The following is a 24,580-nucleotide window of genomic DNA, read 5'->3' as shown; positions in this document are numbered from 1 at the left end:
AGGCCATGCTGTGTGTGGGAGCCGATTCATCGGCGAATGGGAGCTTGCCCCGCCCTTACCTCACCCGTGCCGTCCGCAATGCGGCCCGCGCGCCACCGCCCTGCGCACGGCCTCCAGTGCAGTCGGATCGTCCAGCGTCGAAAGGTCGCCAGGGTCGGTACCTTCCATCACCGCCTGGATCGCCCGTCGCAACAGCTTCCCCGACCGCGTCTTCGGCAAGGCACTCACCACGTAGACGCAGCCCGGCCGCGCCACCGCGCCCAGCAGTTCGACAACGCGCCGCTCCATCGCCTGGGCGACATCGCGCGGGTCATCGGTAACGCCCTGCTTCAGGGTGGCAAAGACGGCGGGCAGCTGGCCTTTCAGCTCGTCACCGATACCGACCACGGCGACTTCCGCCACCGCGCCGAGCGTGGCCACCGACTCCTCGATCTCGCGCGTGCCCAGGCGATGTCCGGCCACGTTGATGACATCGTCGGTGCGGCCCAGGATGAACAGGTAGCCGTCCGCGTCGCGGACCGCCCAGTCCAGCGAGCTGTAGAGCAGTTCCTTGAAGTGCCCAAAATAACTGCGCACGTAGCGATCGTCGTCACGCCAGATCGTGGTCAGGCAACCGGGCGGCAAAGGTAGCTCGACGACCAGCACGCCCTTCTCCCCCGCCGCTTTTTCGTCGCCGGTCGCTTCATCGATCACGCGCATGCGAAAGCCGAACGTCGGAAAACCGGGCGAACCTGGCCTGACCGGTTTGAGGTCCAGCCCGGGCATCAGTGACACCGCCGGCCAGCCGGTCTCGGTCTGCCAGTAGTTGTCGACGACGAGCTTGCCGGTCCCTCCCGACAGCCATTCGTACGTCGTCTGGTCCAGCGGTTCGCCCGCGCAGAAGATGTATTTCAGCGCGGAGAGGTCAGATCGCGACAACCAGGACGCATCCTGTTTCTTCAACACGCGAATGGCGGTCGGCGAGGAAAACATGGTGCGCACGCGGTAGGTTTCGCAGAGCCGCCACCAGATACCCGGATCGGGTGCCGTCGGCAAACCTTCGTAGAGAATGGCCGTACAGCCGCCGATCAGCGGTCCGTAGACGTTGTACGAGTGACCCACCGCCCAGCCCACGTCCGAGGTACACAGGATCGTCTGGCCGGGATGCAGGTCGAAGATCGTCGTCATCGACAGTGCCAGCGCCACTGCATAACCACCGACATCGCGCTGCACGCCCTTCGGCTTGCCGGTCGTGCCGGAGGTGTAGAGCAAATAACTCGGCTCATTGGACTCGAGCCAGGTCACCGGCACGTTCGCACCCTCGTGCCGGCGACGTCGTTCGTTGTAATCAACATCACGAAGTTCGACGCGATCCATGTCGGGATCGAGCCCGCGATCGACGATCAGCACGTGCGCCGGCGGGGCTTTGGTCTCACGCAGCGCGGCATCGATCAGGGGCTTGTAGGGAATGACTTTGCCACCCCGCATGCCGGCGTCGGCGCAGATCAGGAGTACTGGCTCGGCGTCGTCGATACGCAGTGCGAGGTTATGCGCGGCGAAGCCCCCGAAGACCACCGAATGGATCGCACCGATGCGGGCACAGGCCAGCATCGCGAAGACCGCCTCGGCGATATTGGGCATGTAGATGACGACCCGATCGCCCTTGCCGACGCCGAGCTCGACGAGTACCGCGGCGAACGCGTTCACCTCGCGATGCAATTCGCGATAGGTGATCTCGCGCGTCGACTCCGTTTCCGTAGAGACAGCGACGATCGCCAGCTGATCGCCACGCTCGTCGAGGTGTCGATCGATCGCGTTGTGGCAAAGATTGGTGGTGCCACCGACGAACCAGCGGCGAAACGGCGGCCGTGAATCGTCGAGGATGCGCTGGGGCGGCGTCTCCCAGTGGATCAGCCGCGCCTGCTCGGCCCAGAACAACTCGGGCTCATCGACCGAGCGTCGCCAGAGTTCGTCGTAGCCCATCGGCTTGCCTTCGGAGGTCATCGTCCGAGATTACGTCAGCGCCGTAGCCGGCGCCTTTCCACCTTGGTCGCACGGCGTCATGACGAGGTAGGAGCCGATTCATCGGCGATCCCGCGGCAGCGGGCCAGGTTGCGGCTAGCACCCGTTCGCCGATGAATCGGCTCCTACCGAGAGCGGCTCAGGGTGCTTTACCCTGCCCGGGCCTTGCGACGCCGTACATCTCCCACGCGATCTTCTTCAGCAGCGCGTTGCGGTCCTCGCCTTCCACGTACAGGTCGAAATGCGTCTTACCGGGAAGGAAGCGGATGTCGCTCTTCGCGTGCAGGCCGTCGAGCGTGTCTTTGAGAAGTTTCGCAGAGCCATCGAGGTAGAACGTGTCCGCCGTGCCCACGTAGAGGTGGATCTTGCCGTCCAGGTCCGGCTTGAGCTCGGGCCAGTGCGTGCGCAGGCGCTGGGCGATGTCGTAATGGTCGTGCCAGTAGGCGACCACGGCCGGGTCGATGGCGCCCGTGTCGCGGTTGAACATCGGCTCGGGGCGACCGTCCTTGCCGCGGGGCGAAAACACCCACTCGAAGGAGGCGAGCTGGCCGCCGTAGGCGCCAAGGACGCGCTCGAGGTGGGCGAAGGTGTCGAAGGTGGCGATCACTTGGCCCTTGTCGCGGATCAGCGGATACGCCGTGCCATCCGCCTTCTTGTACGCGTTGGCGTTGGCGGCATACAGGTCGATGCCGGTGAAGTTGTGGAAATCGCTGGGATCCGGCGACGTGGACCAGGTACCGCCGAACACTTTCGGGTAGCGCGTCTGCAGCCACAGGGTGGCCCAGCCGCCCGAGGAGTGCCCGTTGAGGAAGCGGCCGCCCACCTTGGCGTCCATCTTGTAGCGGCCTTCCAGCCAGGGGATGTATTCGGTGGTCAGCGCCTGGCCCCAGGGACCGTTGTTCACCGAATCGGCGAACTCGTGTGTCCCGGTCGGACCGGACTCGTCGAGCAGCACCCAGATCATCGGCGGCATGGTCTTGTCCGACATCGCCGACCACAGGCCGGCGATGGTGCCGGCATACCGGTCGAAACCGCCACCGAAACCGTGCGTGACGAAGACGGTCGGATAGCGCGTGCTGCCGTTCGGGTCATAACCCGGAGGCGTCACCACCCAGGCGCGGATCGACAGAGGGCGACCGGCGAACGCGGTGAGGGCGGCGCTCTGCAGAACTTCGGCATGGGCGTGCTGGCGTGCCTCGGGCAAGGCATCGCGGACAGCCTGCGGCACCGTCGGGGGCAGCTGCCAGGGATCCTTTGCCGGGACGCTTCGGGTGAGCTTCAGCACCGGCAGGGAGCCGCCGGCGGCGAGCTTCACCGGGGTGACCTCGCTGATGAGGTCGCCACCGTGGCGGCCGCTGTAGTTGTAGTCGTGGCCGACATCGAGCACGGCCTGGACGAGGTAGTCGCCGGGCGGCAGGCTGGAGAAGCCTGTCGGGAACGCTTCGCCATCAGTGTCCAGGTCGACCGACTGACCGGGGGCGAGCCAGGTCACCTCGCGTGCCGCGACGGAAACCGCCTTCGGCTGGAAGGGATTGGTGTCGACCTCCTCCACCTTGCCGTCCTTGGCCGCCTCGCGGGCGGTGGCGGCCGGCGCGGCGAACAGGAGCAGGCGCCCCGACGTGCCTTTGTCGGTCGCCCCGTCCAGGGTGACCCGCACGATCCGGTGCGCCAGCGGCGCTTCATCGGCCTGCGCGGCGAAGGATCCGGTGGCAAGGAACGCGAGCGCCAGAAGGGCGCGGGCGGGCATGGTCTTCATCGTGAACTTCCCCTTCTCGCCGCGGAGGCGCGGCATGGCAACATGAGCGATCCTGCCACGAGACGAGGAGCTTGCGGAAATGGATGCGGAATGGATCAGCCAGCACGCGCTATCGATCTGGGCGGTCTTGCTCGCCGTGGCCCTGCTCGGCGCCGACGTGGCGTGGCGGCGGGCCGTGCGCCGTCGCGAAGGCCTGGACGCGGCCGCGCGAAGCCTGTTGCGGCCGACCACGGCCATCGCCGTGCTGGTGGCGACCCTGTTGATCGCGACCGTCATCGCCGTGGAAGTCCGCGAGCAGGCCGGCCTCACCGTCTTCGATGCCGCGCTGGCCAGCGACCTGCGGGACAACATGCCGCGCCCCGTTCTCCACGGCATCGCCCTGCTGAGCCGGACCGGAAACTCCCTGGTGCTCGGCAGTGTCGCCGCACTGGTCTTCCTCGCGCTCCTGTGGCGGCGCCACTGGCGACTGGCGATCGCGTGGATCGTCACCCTGGTCGGGACGGTCGTCATCAACAGCCTGCTCAAACTGTGGTTCCAGCGTGAGCGACCGCTGCACGACCACGGCTTCATCATCGAGAAGAGTTATAGCTTCCCCAGCGGCCATGCCTCGGGCTCGATGGTGTTCTACGGCATGCTCGCCTATGTGCTCGTGGTGCTCACGCCACCGCGCTTTCACCGGCCCATCGTGGTCGTCGCCGTCGCGATGACCAGCCTCATCGGGATCAGCCGCATCCTGTTGCAGGTGCATTACTTCAGCGATGTGATGGCCGGTTACGCCACGGGCCTCGCCTGGCTGACGCTGTGCGTGGGCAGTGCCGAATACATTCGCCTGCGGCAGGGACGCCAGGCGACGCACTGAATTCATGCGGCCGTGACGAGCCGGATGTTCCGATCCCTGCGCATGGGCAACGACCTTTCCTTCGCCATCGTGATGAATGCCGGCTCCGGCCACCAGGATGCGGTGATCGCGCGTGAGGAGATCGCCTCGATCCTGGATGCCGCCGGGCGGCGCCACCGCTTCTTCCTGTTCGATGGAGGCGGCGATATCGCCAGTGTCGTGCGCGACGCCGTGGCGTATGCGAAGGACAACGGCGGCGCCATCGTCGGCGCGGGTGGCGACGGCACGATCAACGCCGTGGCGGCCGCGGCGTGGCGCGAGCAGCTGCCGATGGGCGTCCTGCCGCAGGGCACGTTCAACTTCGTCGGCCGTACGCATGGGATACCGACCGATACCCGCGGTGCGACCGAAGCCTTGCTGCGCGCAACCCTGGGGCAGGCACAGATCGGCATGGTCAACGATCGCGTGTTCCTGGTCAACGCCAGCCTCGGCCTGTATCCGCAGGTGCTCGAGGATCGGGAAGCCTGGAAGCAGCGTTTCGGACGCCATCGCATCGTCGCCCTTTGGTCGGGGCTGGCGACCATGATGCGCGGGTATCGACCCTTGCGTATCGAGGTCAGCGACGGCACGCGGACCCGTCAACTGCGGACACCGACCCTCTTCGTCGGCAACAACGCGCTTCAGCTGGAAAAAATCGGCTTGGCCGAAGCCGCCGACGTGCAGCGCAACGACGGCACGCTGGCCGGCCTCGTACTCAAGCCGATCGGCCGGCTGACCATGCTCGGCCTGATCGTGCGCGGAGCCCTGGGCAAGCTGGGCGATGCGCAGAACGCCGTCGGCTTTGCGTTTCGCGAGATCACCGTGACGCCGAAACATCATCGCCAGAAACTCAAGCTAGCGGTCGACGGTGAGATCGTCTGGCTCGATCCGCCCATCGTCTTCCGTGCCGCTCCGCGTCCGCTGGCTTTGCTCACCGACGGCACGCGCCAGCCCGGCGAGGACCCCGGATGAGTACCATCGCGCAGATTTCGGATACGCATTTCGGCACCGAACGGCCCGACGTGATGAAGGCGTTGGGTGAGTTACTGGTCTCGATGCGCCCGGAGCTGGTGATCCTCTCCGGCGATGTCACCCAGCGCGCACGACGTTCGCAGTTCGATGCCGCGCGGCGTTTCATCGATAGCTACGATCGGCCCACCCTGGTCATACCGGGCAATCACGATGTGCCGTTGATCAACGTTTTCGCACGCATGGTCTCGCCCTTCGGCGGATACCGCCGGGTGTTCGGCGACAACCTCGAGCCGACGTTCGTCAGCGACGATGTGCTCACGATCGGCGTCAACACCGTCCGGCCGCACCGGCATAAGAACGGCGAGGTGTCCAACGCACAGGTCGATCGCATCAGCGCCCGCCTGCGTGAAGCGACCGATGCGCAGTTGCGCATCGTCGTCACGCACCAGCCCGTGCATGTGATCCGCGACAAGGACGTACGCAACCTGCTGATCAACCACGAACGCGCGATCGCCGCCTGGGCCGAGGCCGGTGCGGACCTCATCCTGGGCGGGCACATTCACCTGCCGTACGTTCGTCCCCTGAATACCCCCGCGCGCGCGCTGGCCAGCGAACTGTGGTCGGTGCAGGCAGGCACGGCGCTGTCGACCCGCATCCGCGAGGGAATCAGCAACTCGTTCAACGTCATCCGCCACGATGCGCAGGGCGATCGATCCGTGTGCATCGTCGAGCAATGGGATTACAACGAGGCTAACGGCCGTTTCGATCCCGGCGGCAAGACCACGGTCCCGCTCGAGCGCTATCGCCGCTACACGTAGTGCATCTTGCGGGCGACGCCACCGTCCACGGTGAAATTCTCCCCGGTGATGAAGCCCGCCTGCGACGACAACAGAAAGACCGCGAGTGCGGCGATATCGGGCGGCACACCCGCCCGACCGACCGGATGCTGCGCATGATCGGCGGCGGACAGCTTCGGCTTGCGCCGGGCCGACGGTTTCCGCCAGTCGTCCACGACGATCCAGCCGGGGTTGATCGCGTTGACGCGCACGGGACCGGCACTGATCGCGAGTGCATGCGTAAAGGCGACGATGCCACCCTTGCTCGCCGCATAGGCTTCGCTGTCCGGCTCGGACTGGTGGGCGCGCGACGAAGATATATTGACGATTGCGCCATTGGATTTTTTCAACGACGGCAACGCGTGCTTGCTGCACAGGAAGGTACCGCCGAGATTGGTATCGAGCCGACGCTTCCACTCGGCCCAGTCGAGTCTTTCGATCGGGCCGCTATGCGCGCTGGCGATGCCTGCATTGTTAACCAGTCCGTCGATGCGTCCGAAGCGACGCAAGGCCGCGGCGACGAAGCGTTTCACACTGGCTTCCTTCGCCACGTCGAGGACGAGGAAGGCGGCGCGATCGCCGGCATGCCAGGCCTCGACGCAGGCCTTACCCGCTTCGACGTCGACATCGCCGATGACGACGCGACCGCCCGCCGCGAGCACACCTTCGGCGATACCCCGGCCGATACCCTGCGCACCGCCGGTGACCAGGACCACCTTGTCAGGCCATTCATCCGCAGGCGGGGACGGGACGGGAGCGGCGTTTTTCGGCAGGGACAGGGGCATGATCGGTCTCCTTCGTCGGACGTTCGACTTTAAATGAAATGGTCAGGCCCGCCGCGTTAATCTTGGACGCCTATCCGACCCAGGAGCGACCATGCAACCGATCTCCACCGGCCTCATCGGCTATGGCACGGCAGGCGCCTTCTTTCATGCGCCCCTGATCGCCGCCGCCGACGGCCTTCACCTTTCTGCGATCGGCAGCCGCCGCGCCGACGAGATCCGCCGCGATTTTCCCGAGGCGGTCGCGTATGAGGATCCTCGCGACCTGCTGGCCGACCCGTCCATCGACCTGGTCGTCATCGCCACGCCCAACGAGACGCACGCGCCACTGGCACGTGCAGCGCTCGAAGCCGGCAAGCATGTCGTGGTCGACAAACCGTTTACGCTCAACGCGGCCGAAGCCGAGGCGCTCATCGGTCTTGCCGACCAGGTCGGCCGCAAACTCTCGGTCTTCCAGAACCGGCGCTGGGATAACGACTTCCTGACCGTGCGGCGGCTGGTGGACGACGGCCGGCTTGGCGAGGTCGTTTATTTCGAGGCCCATTTCGATCGCTTCCGTCCGGAGATCAAGCAGGGCTGGCGCGAAACCGAGGCTCCCGGTTCGGGCCTGCTCTACGACCTTGGCGCGCACCTGATCGACCAGGCACTAGTGCTCTTCGGCATGCCCCACGCCATCACGGCCGACGTGACCCGCCAGCGCGCAGCGGCGAAAGCCGACGACTATTTCCATCTGGTGCTCGACTACGGGCATCGTCGCGCCGTGCTGCACGCGTCCGTGCTGGTGCGCGATCCCGGCCCGCGCTATCTGGTCCATGGCGACGGCGGCAGCTTCGTAAAGTACGGCATCGATGGCCAGGAAGCCGCGCTGCGCGAGGGACGCCGCCCCGGTGGCGAAGGCTGGGGCAGCGACGATCCGCTGCTGTTCGGTCGCTTCACCGACGTCGATGGCACGGCGACGGTGATCGACACATTACCGGGCCGCTATACGGCGTTTTATGACGGCGTTGCGGCGGCGATCCGTGAGAACACCGCGATGCCGGTGGAAGCGCATTCGGCCCGCGACGTGATCCGGGTGATCGAGGCGGCGCAGATCAGTGCACGCGAACGGCGCAGCGTTTCGCTGTGAACTATCGCCGCTGAAGCGGCTCCCACAAAAGGCTGGCGTATGCGGCTCTCTGTGGGAGCCGCTTCAGCGGCGACGCTCCCATTCCCCGCGCACCGCTACCCTTCGCCCAGGGCCACACCGCGCGACCGATCACTAACCCACCCGCTCCAAGACGGCGCATAGAGCCGCGACCCACAAAGCCCTGCATATTCCATCGCCAGCAGGTTATGACAGGCCGTCACGCCCGAGCCGCACATATGCACGACATCCTCGGCGGCGTGCGTCCCCATCATCGCGTTGAAGTCGCGGCGCAATACCTCGGGCTGCTGAAAGCGCCCGTGCGCGTCCAGGTTGTCCGCGAACGGATGATTCCTCGCACCCGGCACGTGCCCGGCGACCGGATCCAGCGGCTCGATGTCACCGCGGTAGCGCGGGGCTGCGCGCGCATCGAGCAGCAGGAAACGCCCACTGGCGACACCTTCGGCCAGTTCGTCGGCCGCCACCGTTCCCGCCTCGTCGAAGGCGACGTGGACCGAGGTGGCCTCCCGCCGCACGGTTCCGGCATCGACCGGATAGTTCGCCTCGAGCCAGGCGGCCCAACCGCCGTCGAGCACGGCGACGTTGTCGATGCCGGCGAGACGCGCCAGCCACCAGAAGCGCGCGGCGGCCAACGCCCCACCGGCCGCGTCATAGGCGATGACTTGCAGGTCCGGCCGCCACCCCGCCTGCGACAACCACGCCGAGAACGCCGATGCCTCGGGCAGTGGATGGCGACCCCGCCCGTTCGACGGTGTCGCCATGTCCGCAAGGTCGCGGTCGAGGTCGCCCCGCACGGCACCGACGATGTGTCCGGCCGCGTACTCGCGGTCACCCTTGCCGGCATCGGCGAGATCGAAACGACAGTCGACGAAGAGCACGTCGTCCGTGGGGAGGTTCGCGGCAGTCGCCGCATCGACCAGCGTGCGTGAAATCAACATGGATGACCCATCCGCTTCAGGAGGTTGTAGAGAATCGCCGCGGTGACGCCCCAGATGCGGTAACCCGCATGGAGAAACTCGACCATGTCCCGTCGATGGCCGCGAAAATCCATCGTATACCGTCGCAGGTTGGCCGGCTCCAGGAAGAAGGCGAAGGGCACCTCGAAGACTTCGGCGACCTCGCCCGGATCCGGCTTGAGCACCGCGTTCGCCGCGATCCGGGCGACCACGGGTGTCACCGAATAGCCACTGATCGTCTCGAAGGCTTCAAGGAACCCGAGCGGCGTGACCATGCCTGCATCGAGGCCGATCTCCTCCTCGCTCTCGCGCAGCGCGGTGGCGACGACATCGACGTCGTCAGGCTCGACACGCCCGCCGGGAAAAGCCACCTGCCCCGCATGCTGCTGCAAGGTGTCCGTGCGCACGGTGAGCACGACGCGTTGCTCACGGTCGTCGCGAATACCGATGAGGACGGCTGCGGCGCGGCGCGGCGTGGCGCCGATGAGCTCAGCCATGTCGTCATGGTTCCAGCCGCGTGGACCCGGCGGCGCATCGAGCGGAAGCAGCGCGCCACGCAGTCTCGCCAGCAGGTCGTCCATCAGCCGGCCTGCCGGTGAGGAAGGACCTCGTCCATGATCCAGAGCTTCTGTACATCGTCCATCGTCGACCAGCGGGCGATCTCGTCACCCGTGCGCAGGCAGCCCTCGCACAGGCCACGCGTGTCGAGACGACACACGCCGGTGCAGGGCGTCAGGGGAAGCGTTGACGAGGGGACGATGGCCATACCGTCGGCCATTCTAGCGCCCCGCTCCGGTTACTGCTGGATGTCGACCAGTTCGATGTCGAAGACGAGGGCTTCGTTTGGCCCGATGCGCGGCAATTCGCCTCGCTCACCGTACGCAAGGGCCGGCGGAATCACCACCTTCCACTTGTCACCGACACGCATGCGCGGGATCACGTCCTGCCAGCCCGCGATGACGCGGTTCACCGTGAAGGTCACGGGCTTGCCATGGGCGTAGGAACTGTCGAACTCGGTGCCATCGATGAGCGCGCCGCGGTAATTCACCACCACCGTGCTGGTCATCTGTGCCTGCGCGCCGCGACCCTTGGTCAGCACCGCGTACTGGATGCCCGATGGCAGTGTGACCACGCCGGGTCGCGTGCGGTTACGCGCGAGGAAGTCGGCGCTACGCTGCGCGTTCGCCGTCGCCACGCGACGGAACTCGACGGCGGAATCCCGCTGCACCTTGGCGTCGAAGTTCACAAGCTGCTGCTGCATGACGTCGATCGGCACGCCGGGGGCACGCTTGGCATAACCGTCCTGCAAGGCCTTCACCAGTACGGCAATGTCGACATCGGGCTGCGCGCTGTTGGCGAACTGGGTACCTATCTGGTAACCGATCGCATAGGACAGCTTGGCCTTGTCGATCGCCGGTGCCCCGGATGCCGGTAAGGTCGGGGCCGACTGTGCAAGCGCCACGCCACTAAGCAGTGACAGGGCGATGACCAGGAAACGCAAGGGTGACATCCCGTTCTCCGTGAACCCGGAACTTTGAGCGTGCGTGGAGGATAGTCCATCGGCCACGAGGCCGCCCGTTCGCCATCAGACGCCTCAGAGGGGTAAAGGTTCCCCTGCTAACATTCGCCTCCTCATCCCCTCGCCAGGAATCGCCATGGCTTTCCGCAACCTGACCACCGCGGACCGCGCCGCCGTCCGCACGATCACCGTCAACCGCCCCGACAAGCTCAACGCGCTCAACCAGGAGACGATCGCCGAGCTGACCCTCGCGTTCCGCCAGGCCGCACAGGACGACGCCGTGCGCGTGGTCATCCTGGCCGGTGCGGGCGAGAAGGCGTTCGTGGCCGGCGCGGACATCTCGGAAATGACGGCGTGGGCCCCGGTGAGAGCGCAGGCCGCATCGCGTGCCGGGCAGGACCTGATGCTCGCCGTGGAACGCCTCGGCAAGCCGGTCATCGGCAAGATCCAGGGCTACGCCCTCGGCGGCGGCATGGAGCTGGCGATGGCCTGTCATATCCGCGTGGCCAGCGAGAAGGCGAAGTTCGGCCAGCCCGAGATCGGCCTCGGGCTGATCCCCGGCTTCGGTGGCACGCAGCGTCTCTCCCGCCTGGCCGGCCGCGGTGCGGCACTGGAACTGTGCCTGCTGGGTCAACAGATCGATGCGGCGCGCGCCGAGCGGCTCGGCATCGTGGCCCGCGTGGTCGCCGCCGAGGAACTCGACGCGACCGTGGACGCCATGGCCGACCAGCTCGCCGCCGCCGCGCCGCTGGCGCTCAAGGGCATCCTGGAAGCCGTGATCGAAGGCGGCGAATGCGCGATCGACCAGGGCCTGGCGTTCGAGACGCAGGGCTTCGCGATCGCGTTTTCCACGGAAGACATGCGCGAGGGCACGAGCGCCTTCCTCGAGCGTCGCAAGCCGTCGTTCAAGGGCGTTTGAGACCAGGAAGCCTATCGCCGCTGAAGCGGCTCCCACACAGAGCTGCCCCTGTGGGAGCCGCTTCAGTGGCGACGCTCTACGCCCGGACAACCGTCAGCTATGCCCACCGCCGGCGTACTTCTTCTCGCCGGCGGTCACGCGCACATCCAGACGGTTCTCCGGCGGCGCCAGCGGACAGGTGGCATAAGGCGTGAAAGCGCACGGCGGGTTCCGTGCTTCGTTGAAATCGAGAATCAGCTTGCCGTCCTTCGCCAGCGCGGTATCGAGAAAACGCGCCGCGCCGTAGGTTTCCTTGCCGCTGGTGCGGTCGGCAAAGACGAAGAACAGCGAATCGGGTTCTTCCTGGATCGGGTAGAGCTCGAACGTGTGGCCGTCGCGGACGAACACGGCCTTGCCCGGGACTTTTTCCTTGTCGATGCCGCCGAGCACGTTGCCGATTTCCAGCTCGTGCGGCGGATCGAACGGCACCCAGTCGGCGACCACGCGCCACGTCGGGTCGATGCCGAAATAGTCGATCCCCGCGAAGTGGGTGCGTGAATCGGCGTTCTCGTCCTTCACGCGCAACGCCTTCTTGCCCTCACGGGCGATGACCAGGAATTTGGCCGATCCGAAGCTCACTTCGGTAGCCTTGCGTCCCGCGCCGCCGTCATCGACCAGGGTGGCGCGCTGCACCTCGCGGCCATCGACCAGGGCACCACTGCCCCTGGCCAGCTCGATCGTGGCGACGCCGCTTTCGTCCAGTGTGATCGTGCCCAGATGCGCCGGGCCGGCCTTCAGGACGATATCGTTGTCCGCCGCGCTGCCGATACGGTTGGCCCCTGGCTGCAGCCACTCCAGGCCGATGAGGCTGAGCCAGCCATCCGGCGCCTTCAGCGTCTGCAAACGGGCGGCGCGGACTTTCTCGACGGAGGCGGTGTAGTCGTCACCGGCAAGGGCGCTGCCGGCGGCCACGGCGACCACGGAAGCGAAGGCGAGCGAGCGGATCATGGCGATACCTCGTTTGGACGTCTATCCGTCCAGCATAGCGCTAAAGCGGGAACGGATCAGCGACCGCGAAGGAACAGGCGATCCAGCTCGCCCAGCGATAACTGTACCCAGGTAGGCCGGCCGTGATTGCATTGTCCCGAGCGCTCGGTGGCTTCCATTTCACGGAGCAGCGCATTCATCTCGGGAATACCCAGGCGTCGGCCCGCGCGCACCGAGCCATGGCAGGCCATGGTCGAGAGCAGTTCGTTTTCGAGCTCTTCCAGGCGGCGCGAGCTACCGTGCTGGGCCAGCTCGCCGAGGACATCGCGCGTCAGCTGGGCGACGTCGGCGCCTTCGAGCAGCGACGGGATACGACGCACGACGACGCCTGACGGCCCACTGCGCGACAGTTCGAGACCCCATTCCGCCAGGGCATCGGCATGCTCCTCGGCGGCCGCGGCTTCGCGCGCGCTGACCGCGATCGTCAAGGGCACGAGCATCATCTGCGAGCGCAGGTTGGCGGTGACGCGGCCGTTCTTGAGCTTTTCGTAGGTGATGCGCTCGTGCGCCGCATGCATGTCGACCAGGATCAGGCCGTGCTCGTTCTCGGCGAGGACATAGATATTCTTCAGCTGGGCGATGGCATAGCCCAGGGGTGGCACGTCGCTGCTGGCATCTGGCTCGTTGCCGGCCGGCGGCGTCCAAGTGCCGGCAGGGCGCGGTGCGTTGGCCGCACCGAACAGCGTCGCGTAATCGGCGAGAGGTTCGTCACGCACACCAAGACTCAGCCGCGACTGGCTGGACGACTGCGGCCACGCCGGCATGGCCGGCGACCCTTGCGTGGCGACTGCCGGAAACGAACCGACCGGGCGATAGTCACTGCCGGCGGCCGCCATCGGCGTGGCGGATTCTCCCGCCGGTGCCGTCGCACCGGCGCGTGTCTGCGCCAGCGCCTCGTGCAGGGTGCGGAACAGGAAATCGTGGATCAGGCGCTGTTCGCGAAAACGTACTTCGTTCTTCGCCGGATGCACGTTCACATCGACGCCGCTCGGGTCCAGTTGCAGGAACAGGACGAACACCGCGTGGCGACCATGGAACAGCACGTCCGAATACGCCTGGCGAACCGCATGGGCGACAATGCGATCGCGCACCAGGCGGCCGTTGACATAGAAATACTGCTGGTCGGCCTGCGAGCGCGACGCCGTCGGCAAGCCGACCCAGCCTGAGAGCCGCAAACCGGCCGCCTCATGCTCCACGCGCAGGGCCTGCCCGGGAAACTCAGGGCCGAGCACTTCGGCGACGCGCGCGAGGGCTGCGTTTTCGTCGCGCGCCGGCTTCAGCAGGCGCACCGGCTTGCCGTTGTGGGTCAGGCGGATGTCGACGCCTTCGCGCGCCAGCGCGAGCGACTTCAGCAGGTCGTCGATGTGGGCGAACTCCGTCCGCTCGGCACGGAGGAACTTGCGGCGAGCCGGTACGTTGTAGAAGAGGTCGCGTACTTCGATCGTGGTTCCCGGCGGATGCTGCGCCGGACGTGCCTCCTGCAGGCGCCCGCCGTCGACTTCGATGCGCCACGCGGCGTCTTCGCCCTGGTGCCTCGAGGTCAACGAGAAGCGCGCCACCGACGATACCGAGGCCAGCGCTTCGCCACGAAAACCCATGCTGGCGACGCGTTCGAGGTCGTCGAAGCTGCCGATCTTGCTCGTCGCATGCGAGGCCACGGCCAGCGCGAGTTCGTCACGCGGAATGCCGCCACCGTCGTCGCGCACACGTATCAGCCGGGTGCCACCCTGCTCGATGTCGACCTCGATGCGGCGCGCGCCGGCGTCGATGCTGTTCTCGACGAGTTCCTTCACCACGGAGGCGGGGCGTTCGATCACTTCGCCAGCCGCGATCTGGTTGATCAACTCGGGTGGCAGGGGACGGATGCTGGGCATGAGGGGTACGACCTGACGTGCTTTCAGGTCGAAAGGATAGCCCAAGGCCCCACCGGACGCCTCACCGCGTCAGCCGGAGGGAATCACCATGACCGAGCCGATGCGGACGTTGTCGTCGTTCATCTTGTTGGCCATCTTCAGCGCGCCAACGGACACGCCGTACTGGTTGGCGATACCGGTGAGCGTCTCACCCCGGTTGACCCGGTGCAGGTCACGCACGTTGTCATCGGCGCGACCGTTCGATGCCTTCGCCACCGAGGCCGTGGTGTCGGCCCTGGCCAGGGTCTTTCGGGGTGGCGTAGCGCGCGTGGCCGCCTTGACCGCATCCGAGGCGACCGCACCGGCGTCGGCAGCGACGGCCGGCGCCGCTGGTGCGGACGCCGCGGTGCTGGCCAGCGAGCCACCGTTGCGGCGTGCGGCCTGGGCGGCAAACCACGTGCCCGGCGGCGGCATCGATTCGAAATAATTGCGCACACCGCCGAGCACGGCCGTGGCCAGTTCGCGGCGATGACCGTCGTCACGCAGACGGGTTTCTTCCGCCGGGTTGGTGATGAACGCGGTCTCGACCAGGATCGACGGAACGTCCGGCGAGCGCAGCACGACGAAGTTGGCGCGCTCGACATAGCCGCGATGCGTCGGGCCCAGGCGACCCAAGGCCTTGAGCACGTTGCCGGCGATGGATTCGCTGGCCTGCATGGCGTAGCCCTGCTGGAGGTCCAGCAGGACGGCGGCAAGACTGTCGTCCTTGTCGTCGAGCGAAACGCCGCCGACCAGATCGGCGCGGTTTTCACGATCGGCCAGCCAGCGTGAGGCCTCACTGGTCTTGCCGCGCGGGGACAGCACCCAGACGGAGGAGCCCTTGGCGTCGCCGTTCTTGAAGGCGTCGGCGTGGATGGACACGAACATGTCCGCGTTGTGCTCCCGCGCGATTTCGTAGCGCCGCTTCAACGGAATGAAGTAGTCGCCGTTGCGCGTCAGAACGGCCTGCATGCCGGGCTGGCGGTTGATCTGGTCAGCCAGTTCGCGGGCCACCTGGAGGGTGACGTCCTTCTCGCGAAGGCCGGTCGCGCCTTTCGCGCCCGGATCTTCGCCGCCATGACCGGCGTCGATGGCGACCACCACCTTGCGGTCACCGGTGGGCAGCATGGGAGGCTTGCCCGCCGGCACCGACTTGCTGCGCGAGTTGCGGCTGCCGCGTGTCGGCAGGGGCGCCTGCGCTGGCGCGGATGCCTCAGCGTCGTCGTCGTTGCCAGCTGACGCGACGGACGGCGAGTCGTGGTCGGCGGCCGGGGGCGGGTTGTCGCCCGGATCGCTCTGCCCACCCGGATAGAGATCCAGCACCAGGCGATAGCCGTAGTCGCCGGCCGGCTTGAGCAGGAAGCTCTTCGGCTTCGCCCTGGGATCGACCGTCGCGACCAGCCGCGCCGAGCCACCCTGCTTGCTCACGCTCATCGATTTGAACAGGCCTTGTCCGCCCGGCGCCGAAAAATCACCCGTCACCGAGCTACCCGCGATATCCAGCACGACGCTGCCGGGCACATCGCCCTGCGACATCTTGTAGGCGGCCGGACCGGACAGATCGAAGACCACGCGGGTGTATTCCGGACCCGCCCAGGCGCGGGCTGCTTTCACGTCGGCAGCCGAAACGGCGACAGCCGTCAGCGTCGCGATGGCGGTCACGCACGCAAGCAGGCCAAGTTTGATAGTCATTCCCCTCATACGGCCCGGATTGAACTGCAAGCGCCCGACGAATGCAAGACGTTTTCCCTTGATAATCCATAACCTGCGAAACCTTCGTCAACCGGCGTACAGGAATGTGCCGCAAGCGACACGTCGTCGCATGCCGAAAAACCCCTGTTTTCAGGGATAAAGGCCGTAAACCGCGGACAAGGGCGCATGCTAGGCCTGCGGTGTCGGCGCCAGGGTCAGCGCGGCGACGATCTGCTCGCCCTTAGGCGACGTCGGCTCGAGTCGGACCGCCCTGCCCGGCCCTTCGTGACGAAAACTCAAGGCCAGATCGACGGGCGGCAAGGCACCGGCACCCCGTTCCGGCCATTCCACCAGGACGATGGCGCCGGGCTCCGCCAGGCTGTCCAGGCCCAGCCACTCCAGCTCGCCCGGATCGGCGATGCGATAAAGATCCAGATGGAAGGCCTGCCGCTCGCCGAGCTCGTAGCCCTCGACCAGGCTGTAGGTCGGACTCTTGACCCGCTCGCCGACACCGAGCGCCTTGAGAAAGGCGCGGGCGAACGTGGTCTTGCCCGCGCCCAGGTCGCCATAAAGAAAAGCGACGAGGCCGTCGGCGTCGAGAACGTCCGCCAGTCGGCGACCCAGCGCCATGGTGGCCTCCTCGTCCGCGAGGATCAGCTCGGCGACGGCGCTCATGCGTCCAGCCCATTGACGAGGCGGCGCAGTGGCTCGAGCAGGTCGCCGGCAAGCAGCCCGCGCTCGCCCATCTGGGCGGCGACGTCACCAGCCCGGGCATGCAGGCTCACGCCAAGGCAGGCTGCCTCATAGGCGTTACACCCCTGCGCCAACAGCGCCGCGATGATCCCGGTGAGGGTGTCACCCATGCCTCCACTGGCCATGCCCGGGTTACCCCAGGGGCAGACGGCGACCTCGCCGGCCGCCGAGGCGATCAGGCTGCCGTTGCCCTTGAGCACGACCACCGCCTTGAAGCGCCTGGCCATTTCACGCACGGCAGCGAAGCGATCGGCCTGCACGGCTTTCGTGTCGATACCCAGCAAGCGACCGGCCTCGCCGGGATGCGGCGTCAGCACGACTATCCTGGGCAGGGACCGCTCTTCGGCATGGAGCAGGTTCAGGCCATCGGCGTCGAGCACCGTCGGCAGATCGGCGTCGAGCGCGGTGGTCCATAGAGCGTGCCCCCAGGCTGCCTGACCCAGGCCGGGACCGAGTGCGAGCACCGAGGCCTTTTCCAGCATGGGTTGCAGGGCCTGCGGGCCGTTGACGCCGTGCGCCATCAGCTCCGGCCGCGCGGCATTCATGGCCAGCACGTGCTCGTCTCGGGTGGCGACACTGACCAGACCGGCGCCCGTGCGCAGCGCGGCCTCGGCAGCCATGCGCACCGCCCCGCCCATGCCATGGTCACCGCCGATGGCGAGCACGTGGCCGTTCGTTCCCTTGTTCGACTCGCGCGGCCGCGGTGGCAGGTGCCCGGGCAGCAGGAGATGCGAATCCGGCGAGTCGAACAGCGTTTCCGGAAGCCCGAGCGTATGCAGCGCGATGTCGCCGGCGACTTCGCAGTGAAAGGTATGCAAACCGCGCTTGTGCACGATGAACGTAGCGGTCGCCTCCGCGCGGATCGCCACGCCGGGCGTGGCGCCCGTGTCGGCGGAGAGGCCCGAGGGAAGATCGAGCGCCAGGATGGGTGCGCCATACGCGTTCATGGCCTCGATCGCCTGGCGTGCATCCCCTTCGGGCGCCCGGTTCAGACCGGTGCCGTAGATCGCGTCGACCAGCACGTCGGCCGGCGGGAGTGCCGTCCAGGTCGCCAGGGAAACCGGCTCACCACCCGCCGCGACGAAGGTGTCGCGAGCCCTGATGGCATCGACGCCCCTGGGTTCGCCGAGAGCGACCAGATCGACGTCCAGGCCGGCGGCAAGTGCGTCGCGAGCCACCAGATAGCCGTCGCCGCCGTTGTTGCCCGCACCACAGACCACCCGTAGCCGCTCGGCCACCGGCCAGCGCTCGTGCAACATGGCGAAGGCTGCCGCCGCCGCACGTGTCATCAGCTCGAATCCCGGGATCCCGAGCTCGGCCGTCGCGCGCTGGTCGATCGCGCGGGCCTGCGCTGAAGTGAAGAGAGCGGTGCCGAGTTTGGGTGCGGTCATCGGGGGATTATAGAAGGGGCAAGTAGAATGCACGTATGTCCGCCCCACCCTCCATCGACTACGCCATCCTCGCCACTGACATCAAGGCGTGGGCACGCGAGCTCGGGTTTGCCGACGTCGGCATCTCCGGCACCGACCTCGGCAACGACGAGGCCTACCTGGAGCGCTGGCTGGCGGACGGCCATCACGGCGAGATGGAATACATGTCCCGTCACGGAACGCGTCGCAGCCGCCCTGCCGAACTCGAGCCCGGCACCCTGCGCGTGGTCTCCGTCCGTATGGATTACATCCCCCCCGGCACCGCGAATGCGTGGGAGGTGATCAACGATGGCGACAAGGCCTACGTGGCCCGGTACGCACTCGGCCGTGATTATCACAAGGTCATGCGCAACCGACTGCAGAAGCTCGCCGCGCGCATCGGCGAGCGCATCGGCGACTTCGGCTACCGCGCGTACGTCGACTCCGCCCCCGTGCTCGAAAAGGCACTCGCCCGTAATGCCGGCCTCGGCTGGATCGGCAAGCACACCGTTGTGATCAACAAGCGCGCCGGCTCGTATTTCTTCCTCGGCGAGCTGTACACCGATCTCCCCTTGCCGGTGGACGAGCCCGCCACCGCGCATTGCGGCAGCTGCCGGCGCTGCATCGACATCTGCCCGACCCAGGCCATCGTCGCGCCGTATCGCCTGGACGCGCGCAAATGCATCTCCTACCTCACCATCGAACTGAAGGGCAGCATCCCCGAAGAACTACGCGCGCCGATCGGCAACCGTATCTTCGGTTGCGACGACTGCCAGCTGATCTGCCCCTGGAACAAGTTCGCACAAGAAGCGACCGAGCCCGACTTCGCGCCACGTCATAGCCTGGATGGACCGAAGCTGGTGGATCTCTTCGCATGGACCGAAGCGGAGTTCCTGTCCCGCACCGAAGGCATGGCGATCCGCCGCACCGGCTACGAAGGCTGGCTGCGCAATCTCGCCGTTGGATTGGGCAACGCACCGACGAGCACCGAGATTCTCACCGCACTCGAAGCACGCGCGGATGATCCGTCGGACGTCGTGCGTGAACACGTGGCCTGGGCTCGTGCGCAACATGCGTTGCGCTCGAGCTCGTAACACTTGAGCGTCTCGCGCAGGAGACCTTGGTGTCCACCCTCCCCAGCGAGGGTGGGCACCGAAGGCTCTGCGCGACGAACCTCCACGCGAGCGGCGGCGCGAGCCGCTCAAAACGCGCACTCGCAACGCGAGTGAACCGATACGCCAAAAAAAGCCCGGCGCAAGGCCGGGCTCGGTTAACACATGTTTGCAGCAATCAAACCATGCCACCTGACTTCCGCACGATCAGCATCGCCATCTCCAGCGACTGTTCGTAGTTCAGGCGTGGATCGACCATCGAGCGGTACGCACGGTCGAGATCGCCCTCGACCAGATCGCGGGCGCCGCCGAGGCATTCGGTAACGTCCTCACCGGTGAGTTCCAGATGCACACCGCCCAGCCGTGTGCCGGCGGCCGCGTGGATGTCGAAGGCCTGGTCGAGTTCGCCGGCAATGTTCGCGAAGCGACGGGTCTTGTAGCCGTTGGTCGTGCTCTCGGTGTTGCCGTGCATCGGATCGGCCACCCAGAGCACGCGGCGCCCCTCCCGCTTCACGGCCTCGAGCAGCGGCTGCAGGTGCGTGCCGATCTTGTCGTTGCCCATGCGGTGAATCAGGGTCAGGCGACCCGGTTCTTCGTTCGGATTCAATACGTCGATCAAGCGGAGCAGATCGTCCGCCTGCACGGTCGGTCCGACCTTCACCGCGATCGGATTGCGGATGCCGCGGAAGTATTCCGTATGCGCGCCGTCGAGTGCCGCCGTGCGCATCCCGATCCACGGGAAATGCGTGGACAGGTTGAACCAGCCATCCTGGCGCGGCACCTGACGCGTGAGCGCTTCCTCGTAATGCAGCAGGAGCGCTTCGTGCGAGGTGTAGAAATCCACGCGCGAGTAGCTGGAGATCGACTGACCGGCGAGCGTTTCCATGAAGCGCAGCGAATCGCCGATGCTGGCGACCATGCGACGGTACTCGGCGGCCAGCGGCGAATGTTCGACCCAGGCCAGGTCCCAGTATTCCGGGTGGTGCAGATCAGCGAAACCGCCGTCGATGAGTGCGCGTACGAAGTTCATCGTCATCGCCGAACGCGCGTGCGCCTTGATCAGGCGATTCGGATCCGCGCGACGGGCTTCCGGCGTGAATTCCGGGCTATTGACCAGGTCACCACGGAACGCCGGCAAGGTGACACCGTCGCGCGTTTCGCTATCGGCCGAGCGCGGCTTCGCGTACTGGCCGGCAAAACGGCCCACGCGAAGCACGGGCTTCTTCAAGCCATGCACGAGCACGAGGCTCATCTGCAACAGCACCTTGAGCCGGTTGGAAATGATCGGGCTATTGCAGTCCGCGAAGCTCTCGGCGCAGTCCCCGCCCTGAAGCAGGAAACGCTCACCGTCCTGCGCCTCGGCGATGCGCTGCTTGAGGGCGAGGATTTCCCAGGAGGTGACCAGCGGAGGCAGCTGACCGAGTTGCTCGAGCGCCCGATTGAGCTCCTCGGCGTCGTTATACGTCGGCTGCTGGAGGGCGGTCCTCGACCGCCACGAACCCGGCGCCCAGTCGAGGGACGAGGGTGCTACGGCTTTGAGGGAGTGCTGCATGACGGCGGTGCCTTCGTGGTTGCGCCTTGCTTGGCGCGGGGAAATCAACGGACGGTGCGACGGACGGCCACCAGGGCCCAGATCGTCAGCACGATGAACCAGAACAGCGTCCAGCCGGGCATGGGAATGCCGAGGATCGGCTCTATCTTCGCGCACTCGCCGGAACCGGTGAACGCAAGCTTCAGCATCTTGGTGAACGGAAACGCATCGAACAGGTAACCCAGACCAGGCCCACACGCGGGCACGTCGGCCGCCGGGAGCGACTGCAACCAGAGATGGCGTCCCGCCGTGGCGATACCCCACAGACCGCCCAGCGTGATCAGCAGCGCGTAGACGCCTCGTGCGCCGACCTTACGGGGCGCGTGGAGGCCGCCAACCAGGAAGAACACACCCATGGTGCATACCGCAATGCGCTGGAAGATGCACAGCGGGCACGGGTCCAGGTGCATGACGTACTGCGCGTAGAGCGCGAAAGCCATGAGAGCAACACAGACGACAAAACCTGCGAGGTAGCGACCGCGGAACGAGAGGTTCATAGGGGCGATATGGGGTGGGGAACCCCCACGTTAACCCTTTGTGCACATGCTTGTCAGCAAGCACGTAAAGTTTCTTTTGTAACCAAGGATCAAGGGCTTGCGTAAGAATTGTCGCAGTACGCCGGTCGCGGGACCTTAAACGAAAAAACCCCGGCAGGGAGACCCTGCCGGGGTTCGTTCGAAACAGCCGGTTAAGGCTTATTCGGCGTCGACTGCTTCGGCGCGAGCCGGGCGGTCAACCAGTTCGACGTAGGCCATCGGAGCGTGGTCGCCCGGGCGGAAGCCGCACTTGAGGATACGCAGGTAGCCACCGGGACGCTCGCGGTAGCGAGGACCCAGCTCGACGAAGAGCTTGCCGACGGCCTCTTTATCGCGCAGACGCGCGAAGGCGAGACGACGGTTGGCAACGCCATCGGTCTTGGCGAGCGTGATGAGCGGCTCGGCGACGCGACGGAGTTCCTTCGCCTTGGGAAGGGTGGTACGGATAAGCTCGTGCTTGATCAGCGACGAAGCCATGTTCTTGAACATCGCTTCGCGGTGGCTGCTCGTGCGGTTGAGCTTGCGACCGGATTTCTGGTGGCGCATGGCGTTTACTCTCTAAGGTCTGTTGTTATGAAAAGCCGTCAGAATGATGCGGCTTCCCGCGGTTACCCGCTGATGCAAGGCTGTAAGAACGCCTCGCTATAAGAGCACGGCCTCTTTGGACCGCTTTGGAATTCCGGAGGAAATGCGCGAGGCATCCGCCGGATGGCGCAAAAGACCGGGGCGACCGAAAAGCGGTCGCCCCGTTTGAATCAGCCCAGCTGCATACCGTGGGAAAGCCCCGGCGGCGGCCAGTTTTCGAGCTTCATGCCGAGAGCGAGACCACGCCCACCCAGCACATCCTTGATTTCCGTCAGCGACTTCTTGCCAAGGTTCGGCGTCTTCAACAGCTCGACTTCGGTCTTCTGGACCAGGTCGCCGATGTAGTAGATGCTTTCGGCCTTGAGGCAGTTCGCCGAGCGGACCGTCAGTTCGAGATCGTCGATCGGACGCAGCAGGAGCGGATCGAACCCGCCCTTCTCCGCCTTGGTCGAATCGCTCTCGCGGCGCGAGAAATCGCCGAAAACCGACAGCTGGTCGTTGATGATTTCAGCCGCCTTGCGGACAGCGTCTTCAGCACCGATCGTACCGTTCGTCTCGATATCGAGCACGAGCTTATCGAGGTTGGTGCGCTGCTCGACACGAGCGGCGTCCACTTCGTAAGCCACGCGCAGGACCGGCGCGAACGACGCGTCGAGCTGCAGACGGCCGATCGGCCGCGTCTCATCATCCGGATGCTGGCGCGCGCTGGCCGGCTGATAGCCGACGCCACGACGCACCTTCAGGCGCATGTTCAGTGCCACATCCTTGGTGAGATGGCAGATCACATGCTCGGGGTTGACGATTTCTACGGAGTGATCAACCGCGATGTCGCCTGCGGTGACCACGCCCTTGCCCTTCTTCGACAGCGTCAGGGTGACTTCGTCACCACTGTGCTGGCGGATGGCAACATCCTTGAGGTTGAGCAGGACTTCGATCACGTCCTCCTGCAGACCCTCAAGCGTGGTGTATTCGTGCAGCACGCCGTCGATTTCGACCTCGACGATGGCGCTGCCCGGGATCGAAGAGAGCAGCACGCGACGCAGCGCGTTGCCCAGGGTGTGACCAAAGCCACGCTCGAGCGGCTCGACCACCACCTTAGCGCGGTTCGCTCCAAGCTGCTCGACGCTGAGGCCACGAGGCCGCAGCACACTAGTTGACGAAACTGCCATGCAAGGCTCCGGTGAATTACTTCGAGTAAAGCTCGACGATCAGGGCTTCGTTGATGTCGGCCGGCAGGTCACCGCGATCCGGCACAGCCTTGAACGTGCCTGCGAACTTCTTGCTGTCGACCTCGACCCACGACGGACGAAGGTCCATCGTGTCAAAGACCGTCGCCGCTTCCTGGACGCGCAGCTGGCCGCGCGCCTTCTCGGTCAGCGACACTTCGTCACCCGGACGGACGTGGTAGGAAGGCACGTTGACCTTCTTGCCATTGACCGTGACGGACTTGTGAGCCACGAGCTGACGAGCCTGGGCGCGGGTAACCGCGAAACCCATGCGGAACACGACGTTGTCGAGACGGCTTTCCAGCAGGCGCAGCAGGTTTTCACCCGTATTGCCCTTCTGGGTCGAAGCCTTGGTGTAGTAGTTGCTGAACTGACGCTCGAGCACACCGTAGATGCGCTTGACCTTCTGCTTTTCACGCAGCTGGACGGCGTAGTCGGACAGACGGGCGCGCTTGTTTGCGCCATGCTGACCGGGTTTGTTTTCGAGCTTGCACTTGGAATCAAGCGCGCGGGCCGGGCTCTTCAGACCGAGGTCGGCACCTTCACGACGCGCAAGTTTGCAGGTAGCTCCACGATAACGGGCCATGGGTATGCTCCTTAGACGCGACGCTTCTTGGGGGGACGGCAGCCGTTATGCGGAATCGGCGTGACGTCAATAATGTTGAGCACTTTGTAGCCCAACGCATTCAGCGAACGCACGGCCGACTCACGGCCCGGGCCGGGGCCCTTGATGCGAACTTCCACGGTCTTCACACCGTAGTCGCCAGCAGCGCGGCCAGCCTTTTCGGCTGCCACCTGAGCGGCGAACGGGGTCGACTTACGGGAACCGCGGAAACCCGCGCCACCCGCCGTCGCCCACGACAGGGCGTTGCCCTGGCGATCGGTGATCGTAACGATGGTGTTGTTGAAAGAAGCCTGCACGTGGGCCACGGCATCCGTGACGACGCGCTTGATCTTCTTCTTGGTTTTAACCGGCTTAGCCATAATCGGTATCCG

Annotated in this window: 24 protein-coding genes; 6 read left to right on the top strand and 18 right to left on the bottom strand. The window is 65.9% G+C overall.

Annotation, left to right across the window (positions count from 1 at the left end; translation table 11 throughout):
- Positions 1-60: 60 nt before the first annotated feature.
- Together prpE and BJI69_RS12355 are read right to left on the bottom strand one after the other, a co-directional pair.
- A complete protein-coding gene (prpE, locus tag BJI69_RS12360) occupies positions 61-1,962 on the bottom strand; it encodes a propionate--CoA ligase (protein WP_046966247.1) in 1,902 nt (633 codons plus the stop codon).
- A 178-nt stretch (positions 1,963-2,140) separates the two neighbouring features.
- Positions 2,141-3,748 carry an alpha/beta hydrolase gene (locus BJI69_RS12355; protein ID WP_181016765.1) on the bottom strand — a complete coding sequence of 536 codons (1,608 nt, stop codon included), beginning with the start codon at positions 3,746-3,748 and terminating at the stop codon, positions 2,141-2,143.
- An 88-nt stretch (positions 3,749-3,836) separates the two neighbouring features.
- On the opposite strand from BJI69_RS12355, the gene BJI69_RS12350 reads away from it, so the two are divergent.
- From BJI69_RS12350 to BJI69_RS12340, 3 genes are read left to right on the top strand one after another with little or no spacing between them, the layout of a single operon-like run.
- Positions 3,837-4,616, top strand: coding sequence for a phosphatase PAP2 family protein (locus BJI69_RS12350; RefSeq protein WP_046966236.1), 780 nt, complete (start codon positions 3,837-3,839; stop codon positions 4,614-4,616).
- Positions 4,617-4,640: 24 nt separating this feature from the next.
- Positions 4,641-5,606 (top strand): diacylglycerol/lipid kinase family protein, encoded by a 966-nt coding sequence (locus BJI69_RS12345; protein ID WP_046966237.1) that lies wholly within the window; start codon positions 4,641-4,643, stop codon positions 5,604-5,606.
- A complete protein-coding gene (locus tag BJI69_RS12340; RefSeq protein WP_046966238.1) occupies positions 5,603-6,424 on the top strand; it encodes a metallophosphoesterase family protein in 822 nt (273 codons plus the stop codon). Before BJI69_RS12345 ends, BJI69_RS12340 begins: the two co-directional genes overlap by 4 nt.
- On the opposite strand, the gene BJI69_RS12335 is transcribed toward BJI69_RS12340, so the two are convergent.
- Positions 6,415-7,227, bottom strand: coding sequence for an SDR family oxidoreductase (locus BJI69_RS12335; RefSeq protein WP_046966239.1), 813 nt, complete (start codon positions 7,225-7,227; stop codon positions 6,415-6,417). The genes BJI69_RS12340 and BJI69_RS12335 overlap by 10 nt on opposite strands.
- Positions 7,228-7,318: 91 nt before the next feature.
- Here BJI69_RS12335 and BJI69_RS12330 point away from each other — a divergent pair, with 91 nt between their 5' ends.
- Positions 7,319-8,350 (top strand): oxidoreductase, encoded by a 1,032-nt coding sequence (locus BJI69_RS12330; RefSeq protein ID WP_046966240.1) that lies wholly within the window; start codon positions 7,319-7,321, stop codon positions 8,348-8,350.
- A 95-nt stretch (positions 8,351-8,445) separates the two neighbouring features.
- On the opposite strand, the gene BJI69_RS12325 is transcribed toward BJI69_RS12330, so the two are convergent.
- The 4 genes from BJI69_RS12325 to bamJ are packed head-to-tail and all read right to left on the bottom strand — an operon-like array spanning position 8,446 to position 10,834.
- Entirely contained in the window at positions 8,446-9,306 is an 861-nt protein-coding gene (locus BJI69_RS12325; RefSeq protein WP_046966241.1) for a sulfurtransferase, read from the bottom strand.
- The gene (locus BJI69_RS12320; RefSeq protein ID WP_046966242.1) at positions 9,300-9,905 is read right to left on the bottom strand and encodes a CoA pyrophosphatase; all 606 of its coding nucleotides are present in this window, start codon (positions 9,903-9,905) and stop codon (positions 9,300-9,302) included. The genes BJI69_RS12325 and BJI69_RS12320 overlap by 7 nt, the downstream gene beginning before the upstream one ends.
- On the bottom strand, positions 9,905-10,090 hold the full coding sequence (locus tag BJI69_RS23160; RefSeq protein ID WP_046966249.1) for a DUF1289 domain-containing protein: 186 nt from the start codon (positions 10,088-10,090) through the stop codon (positions 9,905-9,907). Before BJI69_RS23160 ends, BJI69_RS12320 begins: the two co-directional genes overlap by 1 nt.
- A 30-nt stretch (positions 10,091-10,120) precedes the next feature.
- The gene (bamJ, locus tag BJI69_RS12310) at positions 10,121-10,834 is read right to left on the bottom strand and encodes a BamJ family beta-barrel-assembly machinery protein (protein WP_046966243.1); all 714 of its coding nucleotides are present in this window, start codon (positions 10,832-10,834) and stop codon (positions 10,121-10,123) included.
- A gap of 145 nt (positions 10,835-10,979) precedes the next feature.
- On the opposite strand from bamJ, the gene BJI69_RS12305 reads away from it, so the two are divergent.
- The gene (locus tag BJI69_RS12305; RefSeq protein ID WP_046966244.1) at positions 10,980-11,762 is read left to right on the top strand and encodes an enoyl-CoA hydratase/isomerase family protein; all 783 of its coding nucleotides are present in this window, start codon (positions 10,980-10,982) and stop codon (positions 11,760-11,762) included.
- Between the two features lie 93 nt (positions 11,763-11,855).
- On the opposite strand, the gene BJI69_RS12300 is transcribed toward BJI69_RS12305, so the two are convergent.
- The 5 genes from BJI69_RS12300 to BJI69_RS12280 form a co-directional block, all read right to left on the bottom strand.
- A complete protein-coding gene (locus tag BJI69_RS12300; RefSeq protein ID WP_046980929.1) occupies positions 11,856-12,749 on the bottom strand; it encodes a DUF1684 domain-containing protein in 894 nt (297 codons plus the stop codon).
- A 56-nt stretch (positions 12,750-12,805) separates the two neighbouring features.
- Positions 12,806-14,662, bottom strand: a complete 1,857-nt coding sequence (gene mutL / locus BJI69_RS12295) for a DNA mismatch repair endonuclease MutL (RefSeq protein WP_046967076.1) — start codon at positions 14,660-14,662, stop codon at positions 12,806-12,808.
- 69 nt (positions 14,663-14,731) lie between these two features.
- A complete protein-coding gene (locus tag BJI69_RS12290; RefSeq protein ID WP_046967075.1) occupies positions 14,732-16,381 on the bottom strand; it encodes an N-acetylmuramoyl-L-alanine amidase in 1,650 nt (549 codons plus the stop codon).
- Between the two features lie 180 nt (positions 16,382-16,561).
- Positions 16,562-17,047 carry a tRNA (adenosine(37)-N6)-threonylcarbamoyltransferase complex ATPase subunit type 1 TsaE gene (gene tsaE, locus BJI69_RS12285; RefSeq protein WP_046967073.1) on the bottom strand — a complete coding sequence of 162 codons (486 nt, stop codon included), beginning with the start codon at positions 17,045-17,047 and terminating at the stop codon, positions 16,562-16,564.
- Positions 17,044-18,516 carry a bifunctional ADP-dependent NAD(P)H-hydrate dehydratase/NAD(P)H-hydrate epimerase gene (locus BJI69_RS12280; protein WP_046980702.1) on the bottom strand — a complete coding sequence of 491 codons (1,473 nt, stop codon included), beginning with the start codon at positions 18,514-18,516 and terminating at the stop codon, positions 17,044-17,046. The genes tsaE and BJI69_RS12280 overlap by 4 nt, the downstream gene beginning before the upstream one ends.
- A 35-nt stretch (positions 18,517-18,551) precedes the next feature.
- On the opposite strand from BJI69_RS12280, the gene queG reads away from it, so the two are divergent.
- A complete protein-coding gene (queG, locus tag BJI69_RS12275; protein ID WP_046967230.1) occupies positions 18,552-19,628 on the top strand; it encodes a tRNA epoxyqueuosine(34) reductase QueG in 1,077 nt (358 codons plus the stop codon).
- Positions 19,629-19,824: 196 nt separating this feature from the next.
- Here the strand turns inward: queG and BJI69_RS12270 are convergent, their stop codons facing one another.
- From BJI69_RS12270 to rpsK, 6 genes are all read right to left on the bottom strand, one after another.
- Positions 19,825-21,198 carry a class II 3-deoxy-7-phosphoheptulonate synthase gene (locus BJI69_RS12270; RefSeq protein ID WP_046967231.1) on the bottom strand — a complete coding sequence of 458 codons (1,374 nt, stop codon included), beginning with the start codon at positions 21,196-21,198 and terminating at the stop codon, positions 19,825-19,827.
- A 44-nt stretch (positions 21,199-21,242) separates the two neighbouring features.
- A complete protein-coding gene (locus BJI69_RS12265; RefSeq protein ID WP_046967232.1) occupies positions 21,243-21,734 on the bottom strand; it encodes a disulfide bond formation protein B in 492 nt (163 codons plus the stop codon).
- Positions 21,735-21,932: 198 nt separating this feature from the next.
- Positions 21,933-22,319: a 50S ribosomal protein L17 gene (gene rplQ / locus BJI69_RS12260; RefSeq protein ID WP_046967233.1), complete on the bottom strand. Its 387-nt coding sequence runs from the start codon at positions 22,317-22,319 to the stop codon at positions 21,933-21,935.
- A 209-nt stretch (positions 22,320-22,528) separates the two neighbouring features.
- Positions 22,529-23,527 carry a DNA-directed RNA polymerase subunit alpha gene (locus tag BJI69_RS12255; RefSeq protein ID WP_046967234.1) on the bottom strand — a complete coding sequence of 333 codons (999 nt, stop codon included), beginning with the start codon at positions 23,525-23,527 and terminating at the stop codon, positions 22,529-22,531.
- A 16-nt stretch (positions 23,528-23,543) separates the two neighbouring features.
- On the bottom strand, positions 23,544-24,170 hold the full coding sequence (gene rpsD, locus BJI69_RS12250) for a 30S ribosomal protein S4 (protein ID WP_046967235.1): 627 nt from the start codon (positions 24,168-24,170) through the stop codon (positions 23,544-23,546).
- 11 nt (positions 24,171-24,181) lie between these two features.
- A complete protein-coding gene (gene rpsK, locus BJI69_RS12245; protein ID WP_007513384.1) occupies positions 24,182-24,568 on the bottom strand; it encodes a 30S ribosomal protein S11 in 387 nt (128 codons plus the stop codon).
- Positions 24,569-24,580 lie beyond the last annotated feature (12 nt).

The sequence above is a fragment of the Luteibacter rhizovicinus DSM 16549 genome, assembly GCF_001887595.1.
GTDB classification, from domain to species: Bacteria; Pseudomonadota; Gammaproteobacteria; order Xanthomonadales; family Rhodanobacteraceae; genus Luteibacter; species Luteibacter rhizovicinus.
The sequence above is the reverse complement of the archived record's forward strand: the minus strand, read 5'-3'. Positions and strand labels throughout refer to the sequence as shown.

Excerpts from the sequence above, each read along its gene's own strand:
- BJI69_RS12280 (WP_046980702.1), bottom strand. The coding sequence starts at position 18,516 with ATGACCGCACCCAAACTCGGCACCGCTCTCTTCACTTCAGCGCAGGCC.
- BJI69_RS23160 (WP_046966249.1), bottom strand. The coding sequence starts at position 10,090 with ATGGCCATCGTCCCCTCGTCAACGCTTCCCCTGACGCCCTGCACCGGC.
- BJI69_RS12330 (WP_046966240.1), top strand. The coding sequence starts at position 7,319 with ATGCAACCGATCTCCACCGGCCTCATCGGCTATGGCACGGCAGGCGCC.
- BJI69_RS12270 (WP_046967231.1), bottom strand. The coding sequence starts at position 21,198 with ATGCAGCACTCCCTCAAAGCCGTAGCACCCTCGTCCCTCGACTGGGCG.
- BJI69_RS12300 (WP_046980929.1), bottom strand. The coding sequence starts at position 12,749 with ATGATCCGCTCGCTCGCCTTCGCTTCCGTGGTCGCCGTGGCCGCCGGC.
- BJI69_RS12335 (WP_046966239.1), bottom strand. The coding sequence starts at position 7,227 with ATGCCCCTGTCCCTGCCGAAAAACGCCGCTCCCGTCCCGTCCCCGCCT.
- BJI69_RS12265 (WP_046967232.1), bottom strand. The coding sequence starts at position 21,734 with ATGAACCTCTCGTTCCGCGGTCGCTACCTCGCAGGTTTTGTCGTCTGT.
- rplQ (WP_046967233.1), bottom strand. The coding sequence starts at position 22,319 with ATGCGCCACCAGAAATCCGGTCGCAAGCTCAACCGCACGAGCAGCCAC.
- BJI69_RS12290 (WP_046967075.1), bottom strand. The coding sequence starts at position 16,381 with ATGAGGGGAATGACTATCAAACTTGGCCTGCTTGCGTGCGTGACCGCC.
- tsaE (WP_046967073.1), bottom strand. The coding sequence starts at position 17,047 with ATGAGCGCCGTCGCCGAGCTGATCCTCGCGGACGAGGAGGCCACCATG.
- mutL (WP_046967076.1), bottom strand. The coding sequence starts at position 14,662 with ATGCCCAGCATCCGTCCCCTGCCACCCGAGTTGATCAACCAGATCGCG.
- BJI69_RS12325 (WP_046966241.1), bottom strand. The coding sequence starts at position 9,306 with ATGTTGATTTCACGCACGCTGGTCGATGCGGCGACTGCCGCGAACCTC.
- BJI69_RS12345 (WP_046966237.1), top strand. The coding sequence starts at position 4,641 with ATGTTCCGATCCCTGCGCATGGGCAACGACCTTTCCTTCGCCATCGTG.
- BJI69_RS12350 (WP_046966236.1), top strand. The coding sequence starts at position 3,837 with ATGGATGCGGAATGGATCAGCCAGCACGCGCTATCGATCTGGGCGGTC.
- BJI69_RS12355 (WP_181016765.1), bottom strand. The coding sequence starts at position 3,748 with ATGCCCGCCCGCGCCCTTCTGGCGCTCGCGTTCCTTGCCACCGGATCC.
- queG (WP_046967230.1), top strand. The coding sequence starts at position 18,552 with ATGTCCGCCCCACCCTCCATCGACTACGCCATCCTCGCCACTGACATC.
- rpsD (WP_046967235.1), bottom strand. The coding sequence starts at position 24,170 with ATGGCCCGTTATCGTGGAGCTACCTGCAAACTTGCGCGTCGTGAAGGT.
- prpE (WP_046966247.1), bottom strand. The coding sequence starts at position 1,962 with ATGGGCTACGACGAACTCTGGCGACGCTCGGTCGATGAGCCCGAGTTG.
- BJI69_RS12320 (WP_046966242.1), bottom strand. The coding sequence starts at position 9,905 with ATGGACGACCTGCTGGCGAGACTGCGTGGCGCGCTGCTTCCGCTCGAT.
- BJI69_RS12305 (WP_046966244.1), top strand. The coding sequence starts at position 10,980 with ATGGCTTTCCGCAACCTGACCACCGCGGACCGCGCCGCCGTCCGCACG.
- BJI69_RS12255 (WP_046967234.1), bottom strand. The coding sequence starts at position 23,527 with ATGGCAGTTTCGTCAACTAGTGTGCTGCGGCCTCGTGGCCTCAGCGTC.
- BJI69_RS12340 (WP_046966238.1), top strand. The coding sequence starts at position 5,603 with ATGAGTACCATCGCGCAGATTTCGGATACGCATTTCGGCACCGAACGG.
- bamJ (WP_046966243.1), bottom strand. The coding sequence starts at position 10,834 with ATGTCACCCTTGCGTTTCCTGGTCATCGCCCTGTCACTGCTTAGTGGC.
- rpsK (WP_007513384.1), bottom strand. The coding sequence starts at position 24,568 with ATGGCTAAGCCGGTTAAAACCAAGAAGAAGATCAAGCGCGTCGTCACG.